Here is a 6,195-nt window from a genome sequence, read left to right on the forward strand (position 1 = left end):
CCGCGTCCCGCGGATCTCTGAAGGGCCAGCACAGCACAAGGGGAGTTCGGAATGGCTCAGGGCACCGTCAAGTGGTTCAACGCCGAGAAGGGCTACGGCTTCATCGCGGTCGACGGTGGAGCGGACGTGTTCGTCCACTACAGCGCGATCCAGATGGACGGCTACCGCACCCTGGAAGAGGGCCAGCGGGTCGAGTTCGAGATCTCGCAGGGTCAGAAGGGTCCGCAGGCCGACATGGTCCGCGCCGCCGGCGCCTGAGGCACCGGCTGACCGCACGGCCGCAGGCCGCGCACAGAACGCCACAGGCAGGCCCGCCCCGACGCGACGGCGTCCGGGGCGGGCCCGTCGGCTTTTCCGGGCGTTTCCCGGGCCCCGCGGCGCCCCCGCCGGGTCGCGCCGGGGTCGTGGCAGGGCCGCGGCAGGGCCCCAATGGGCTTGCACTCGCCACCCGAGAGTGCTAATCATTGGCGTTAGCACTCACCGTGTGAGAGTGACAAACGGACCGGGCCGGTGAGGCCCCGGAAGCGGTAGGGGAAGGGACCCCCGCTCTCCTGGGCCGTCCGTCGCGGGCACCCCTTGGTCCGAGCAGTCGACCGTGTCCCGGAGGACCACTTCTGATGGCCAAGATCATCGCCTTTGACGAGGAAGCCCGCCGCGGCCTTGAGCGTGGCATGAACCAGCTTGCCGACGCCGTGAAGGTCACGCTCGGCCCCAAGGGTCGCAACGTCGTCCTGGAGAAGAAGTGGGGCGCCCCCACGATCACCAACGACGGTGTCTCCATCGCCAAGGAGATCGAGCTCGAAGACCCGTACGAGAAGATCGGCGCCGAGCTGGTCAAGGAGGTCGCCAAGAAGACCGACGACGTCGCGGGTGACGGCACCACCACCGCCACCGTGCTCGCCCAGGCGCTCGTCCGCGAGGGTCTGCGCAACGTCGCCGCCGGCGCCAACCCGATGGCCCTCAAGCGCGGCATCGAGAAGGCCGTCGCCGCCGTCTCCGACCAGCTGCTGGCCCAGGCCAAGGACGTGGAGACCAAGGAGCAGATCGCCTCCACCGCCTCCATCTCGGCCGCCGACACCCAGATCGGCGAGCTCATCGCCGAGGCCATGGACAAGGTCGGCAAGGAAGGCGTCATCACCGTCGAGGAGAGCAACACCTTCGGCCTGGAGCTTGAGCTCACCGAGGGCATGCGCTTCGACAAGGGCTACATCTCCGCCTACTTCGCCACCGACCTGGAGCGCATGGAGGCGAGCTTCGAGGACCCGTACATCCTCATCGCCAACTCCAAGATCTCCTCGGTCAAGGACCTGCTCCCGCTGCTGGAGAAGGTCATGCAGAGCGGCAAGCCGCTCGTCATCATCGCCGAGGACGTCGAGGGCGAGGCCCTGTCGACCCTGGTCGTGAACAAGATCCGCGGCACCTTCAAGTCCGTCGCCGTCAAGGCCCCGGGCTTCGGCGACCGCCGCAAGGCCATGCTCGGCGACATCGCCATCCTGACCGGCGGCACCGTGATCTCCGAGGAGGTCGGCCTCAAGCTGGAGAACGCCGGCGTCGACCTGCTCGGCACCGCCCGCAAGGTCGTCATCACCAAGGACGAGACCACCATCGTCGACGGCGGCGGCGACAGCGACCAGGTCGCCGGCCGGGTCAACCAGATCCGCGCCGAGATCGAGAACTCCGACTCGGACTACGACCGCGAGAAGCTCCAGGAGCGCCTCGCCAAGCTGGCCGGCGGCGTGGCCGTCATCAAGGCCGGCGCGGCCACCGAGGTCGAGCTCAAGGAGCGCAAGCACCGCATCGAGGACGCGGTGCGCAACGCCAAGGCCGCCGTCGAGGAGGGCATCGTCGCCGGTGGCGGCGTCGCCCTGCTGCAGGCCGGTGTCGCGTTCGACAAGCTGGAGCTGGAGGGCGACGAGGCCACCGGTGCCAACATCGTCCGCGTGGCCCTGGAGGCCCCGATCAAGCAGATCGCGACCAACGCCGGCCTTGAGGGCGGCGTCGTGGTCGAGAAGGTCCGCAACCTGCCCGCCGGCCACGGCCTGAACGCCGCGACCAACGAGTACGTCGACCTGGTCGCCTCCGGCATCATCGACCCGGCCAAGGTCACCCGCTCCGCGCTGCAGAACGCCGCCTCCATCGCGGCGCTGTTCCTCACCACCGAGGCCGTCATCGCCGACAAGCCGGAGAAGGCCGCCGCGGCCGCCGGCGGCGGCATGCCGGGCGGTGACATGGACTTCTGATCCGCCCGCCGGTCTCCACCGGCCCGGATCGGTCAGTCTCACGCCGTGAGGGCGGTCTCCTTCGGGAGGCCGCCCTCACGGCGTTCCCGCCGGGGTCACCCCTTCGTGGGACGCCGCACCCGCAGCGGGTCGGAACGTCGGCGCAGGTCCGTGCCGTGAGCGGCAGGAGGAACGGTGGTGGAACGCGACCACGACGGGGACCACCTGCTGGTGGACCGGTTCGACCGGCCCGGGCCGACGGTGACGCTCTACTCCGAACCCTCCGACGGGGCGTACGGGCAGAGCGTGCGGGTGCCGTTCGGGAAGCCGGTCGAGCTGCCGGAGCCGTTCGGGAAGCCGGTCGAGCTGCCGGAGCCGTTCGGGTTCGTGCTGGCGACGGCGGACTTCCCGCTGCCGTAGCGGAGTGCGGGACAATGGGCGGATGGCCAGTTCCGACATCGAAGCCGCCCTGCACAGCGCGCGGGCGCTGATCCTCGCCGACCTCACCGCCCGGGACGTCGCCGACGCGGCGATCGTCTCGCTGGTGGAGGACGCCGTCACCCACCGCCGCTGGTGGCTCGAACAGTGGCCCGCCGGGTGCGAGTTCGTGCTCGGGCTGGTGGCCCAGGACGTCCAGGACGCGCTGCTGGAGTCGTACGGGCGGTGGCCGCTGTGCACCGCCTGCGCCGAGGAGGAGGACGACCCGCACGCGCTGGGGGTCGAGCCGGAACTCGGGCCCGACCCGCACTGGGTGTGCGGCAAGCGCGGCGTGGCGGTGGCACCGGTCGGGGGACTGGTGTGATCCCGGCCGGCCCGCCGCGGTCCGCACCGGGCCGGGCGGGCCAGGCGGGCCGCGCGGGTCAGGCCTCCAGGGCGGCCAGTTCGCGGTGCATGTTCGCGCGGGCCCGGGCGTCGTAGCGGGCGTGCGCCTCGGGGGTGCGGTAGAGGGAGGGCAGCGCGAGGAGCTGGCGCAGGATCGCGGCGCGGCCCTCGCGGAAGGCGTCCGGCGGGACGAAGGAGTACTCGTCGCGGACGGCGGCGGCGTAGGCGTCGTACGCCGCGGGCGGGCCGCCGAGGACGGCGAGGTCGGCGTCGCAGAGGACCTCGCCGTTGCGGTCGCCGGGGGCGGGGTGGTGGGTGACGGTGAGCCGGACCAGGCGGTCGACCTCGTGGACCAGGGGTTCGGGCAGGCCGGCCTCGCGCAGGGCGCGGCAGGCCAGGGCGGCGCTGCGCTCCTCGTTCTCGGAGCGCTCGGGGCGGTAGACGGCGTCGTGGAACCAGGCGGCGAGCCGGACGGCGTCGGGGTCGTCGGCGTGCGCGGCGAGTTCGTCGATCCGGTCGAGGACGGCTTCCAGGTGGGCGGTGGTGTGGTACCGGCGTTGCGGCTCGGCCCAGCGGGTGAGCAGGTCGCGGGCGTAGGGCTCGGGGTCGGCGGTGGCGCCGCAGCGGGTGAGCAGGTCGTGCCAACGGGCGGACAGCGGTGCGGTCATGACGCCCATTCTGCTCCCCGGGAACCGCTCGGCGGGTGTGATCCGTCCTATAGGTAGTTCGCCGACTTATGTCGCACACTTGAGTAGTCGGCGTCCGGCGGCTATACATACTCGGTATGCAAGACGTTCCGCTGTTCCGAGGGGGAGCCATGACCGGACCGAACGCGCAGACCGTGCTGCGCCTGGAAGGGGTCGGCCGGGTGCACGGCCGGGGCGCGGCCGAGGTGCACGCGCTGCACCCGATCGACCTGGAGGTGCGGGCCGGGGAGTTCCTGGCCGTGATGGGCCCGTCCGGCTCCGGCAAGTCCACCCTGCTCGCGCTGGCCGGCGGCCTGGACCGGCCCTCCAGCGGCCGGGTGCTGGTGGAGGGCGCCCCGCTGGCGGGGCTGAGCCGGGCGAAGCTGGCCGACGTGCGCCGCCGCTCGGTGGGCTACGTGTTCCAGTCGTACAACCTGCTGCCGGCCCTGACCGCGGCCGAGAACATCGCCCTGCCAAGGGAGTTGGAGGGGGTGTCGGCCCGCACCGCCCGCGCCGAGGCGCTGGCCGTGCTCGGCGAACTGGGCATCGGCGAACTCGCCGACCGCTTCCCGGAGGACATGTCCGGCGGCCAGCAGCAGCGCGTCGCGATCGGCCGGGCGCTGTCCGGGCAGCGCCGACTGGTGCTCGCCGACGAACCCACCGGGGCGCTCGACTCGGCCACCGGCGAGGCGGTGCTGGAGGTGCTGCGGGCCCGCTGCGACGCCGGGGCGGCCGTCATGATGGTCACCCACGACGCCGCCCACGCCTCCTGGGCGGACCGGGTGGTCTTCCTGCGCGACGGCCGGCTCGTCGACGAGAAGACCGCCGCCGCCGGGGCGGTGCACCGGTGAGCGCCCTGCGGGCGGTGCTGCGGATCGCGCGCCGCGACGCCCGGCGGTCCGCGGGCCGCAGCGCCCTGGTCGCCGCGATGATCGCGCTCCCGGTGCTCGGCGCCACCGGCGCGGACGTGGTGCACCGCAGCGGACAACTCACCGCCGAGCAGCGCGCCGACCGGCTGATGGGCCGGGCCGACGCCCTGGTCGGCGCGTACGACCCGGGCCGGACGATCGAGCAGGCGGTCTTCCCCGCCGACGGCGTCCGCGTCCTGCCGCAGCGCCCCGACGCCGAACCCACCGCCGAGCAGAAGCGCGCCACCGACACCGAACCGACCGCCCTGCTCGGCGAGTTGCTGCCGCCCGGCAGCACCCTGACCCCGGCCCGCACCGGCCCGGTCGCCACCGTGCGCACCGCCGACGGACTGGCCCCCGCCGACACCTTCGAGGCCGACCTGACCGCGGGGCTCTGGCGGGGCCGGATCGACCTGGTCGCCGGTCGCGCCCCCGCCGCCCCGCACGAGGCCGCCGCCACCCGGGCCTTTCTGGACACCACCGGCCTGCGGGTCGGCGACACCGTCACCGTCCGCGGCCTGGAGTCCACCCCGTTCACCCTGACCGGCACCGTCGAGCACCCCGGCGACCTGAACGCCGTCGAACTCCTCGCCCGCCCCGGCGAGTTGTACCGGCAGCTGGACGAGGCACAGGCCGCCGCCGGACTCGCCCCGCAGACCCCGTCCGCCGAACAGGCCGCCGCCCGCAAGGCCGCCTGGCTGGTCACCCTGCCCGCCGGGGCGAGACTCGACTGGCCCCGGGTGCGCGAACTCAACGCGCACGGCTACACGCTGGCCGCCCGTCAGGTCGCCGCCCACCCGCCCGCCGAGGCGCTGGCCCGGCAGGAGGCCGTCGGCGCCGCGGGCGAGCGCGAACGCACCCTGATGACCGCCGCCACCACCGCCGCGATGGCCCTGCTGGAGGTCGCCCTGCTGGCCGGACCGGCCTTCGCGGTCGGCGCCCGCCGCGCCCGCCGCCAACTCGCCCTGCTCGGCGCGGCCGGCGGCCGACCCGGACACGTCCGGGCCGTGGTGCTCGGCGGCGGCCTGGTGCTCGGCACCGTCGGCGCCGCCGCCGGAACCCTGCTCGGCGTCGGCCTGGTCGCCGCCCTGCGCCCGTGGATCGAGGAGCGGGGCGGCAGCCGGTTCGCCGGCCTCGCGCTGCGCCCCGCCGAGCTGCTCGCGATCGCCGCCGTCGGCGTCGCCACCGCCCTGCTCGCCGCCCTGCTGCCCGCCCTCCAGGCCGGCCGCCGCGAGGTGCTGGCCGGACTCACCGACCGCGACCCGGTGCGCCGCCCCTCCCGCCGCACCCCGCTGCTCGGCCTGGCCGCCGTCCTCGGCGGCGCCGCGCTCGCCCTGTACGGGGCGGTCGCCGGACCGGTCGCCGGACCGCCGGTGCTCGCCGGGCTGAGCGCGCGCACCCTCTCCGTGCTCGGCGGCGCCGTGCTCGCCGAACTCGGCCTGCTGCTGTTCACCCCGCTGCTGCTCGCCCTGCTGGGCCGGCTCGCCCGCCGTCTGCCGGTCGGCCCCCGGCTGGCCCTGCGCGACGCCGCCCGGCACCGCTCGCGCACCGCGCCCGCCG

At 74.3% G+C, this 6,195-nt stretch carries 7 protein-coding genes; 6 read left to right on the forward strand and 1 reads right to left on the reverse strand.

All coding sequences use genetic code 11. The annotated features are described in order from the left end of the window. Positions 1-51: 51 nt before the first annotated feature. The 4 genes from ACWEO5_RS07990 (at position 52) to ACWEO5_RS08005 (ending at position 3,021) form a co-directional block, all read left to right on the forward strand. On the forward strand, positions 52-258 hold the full coding sequence (locus tag ACWEO5_RS07990) for a cold-shock protein (protein WP_014137493.1): 207 nt from the start codon (positions 52-54) through the stop codon (positions 256-258). 359 nt (positions 259-617) lie between these two features. Next, the gene (gene groL / locus ACWEO5_RS07995) at positions 618-2,240 is read left to right on the forward strand and encodes a chaperonin GroEL (RefSeq protein ID WP_123553427.1); all 1,623 of its coding nucleotides are present in this window, start codon (positions 618-620) and stop codon (positions 2,238-2,240) included. A 177-nt stretch (positions 2,241-2,417) separates the two neighbouring features. Continuing rightward, positions 2,418-2,639, forward strand: coding sequence for a hypothetical protein (locus tag ACWEO5_RS08000; RefSeq protein ID WP_452161187.1), 222 nt, complete (start codon positions 2,418-2,420; stop codon positions 2,637-2,639). A 22-nt stretch (positions 2,640-2,661) separates the two neighbouring features. Then, positions 2,662-3,021 (forward strand): hypothetical protein, encoded by a 360-nt coding sequence (locus ACWEO5_RS08005; RefSeq protein WP_452161189.1) that lies wholly within the window; start codon positions 2,662-2,664, stop codon positions 3,019-3,021. Between the two features lie 58 nt (positions 3,022-3,079). Here ACWEO5_RS08005 and ACWEO5_RS08010 read toward each other — a convergent pair whose 3' ends face one another. Continuing rightward, entirely contained in the window at positions 3,080-3,709 is a 630-nt protein-coding gene (locus ACWEO5_RS08010) for an HD domain-containing protein (protein WP_452161191.1), read from the reverse strand. A gap of 149 nt (positions 3,710-3,858) precedes the next feature. Here ACWEO5_RS08010 and ACWEO5_RS08015 point away from each other — a divergent pair, with 149 nt between their 5' ends. Together ACWEO5_RS08015 and ACWEO5_RS08020 are read left to right on the forward strand one after the other, a co-directional pair. Beyond that, positions 3,859-4,578: an ABC transporter ATP-binding protein gene (locus tag ACWEO5_RS08015; RefSeq protein ID WP_452161193.1), complete on the forward strand. Its 720-nt coding sequence runs from the start codon at positions 3,859-3,861 to the stop codon at positions 4,576-4,578. Further along, the coding region (locus ACWEO5_RS08020) for an FtsX-like permease family protein (RefSeq protein ID WP_452161197.1) at positions 4,575-6,195 on the forward strand (1,621 nt) is incomplete at its 3' end. The genes ACWEO5_RS08015 and ACWEO5_RS08020, both read left to right, overlap by 4 nt.

Source organism: Kitasatospora sp. NPDC004272 (genome assembly GCF_053603035.1).

Bases quoted from the DNA above. Each gene is read 5' to 3' on its own strand.
- ACWEO5_RS08010 (WP_452161191.1), bottom strand. From the start codon at position 3,709: ATGACCGCACCGCTGTCCGCCCGTTGGCACGACCTGCTCACCCGCTGC.
- ACWEO5_RS07990 (WP_014137493.1), top strand. From the start codon at position 52: ATGGCTCAGGGCACCGTCAAGTGGTTCAACGCCGAGAAGGGCTACGGC.
- groL (WP_123553427.1), top strand. From the start codon at position 618: ATGGCCAAGATCATCGCCTTTGACGAGGAAGCCCGCCGCGGCCTTGAG.
- ACWEO5_RS08005 (WP_452161189.1), top strand. From the start codon at position 2,662: ATGGCCAGTTCCGACATCGAAGCCGCCCTGCACAGCGCGCGGGCGCTG.
- ACWEO5_RS08015 (WP_452161193.1), top strand. From the start codon at position 3,859: ATGACCGGACCGAACGCGCAGACCGTGCTGCGCCTGGAAGGGGTCGGC.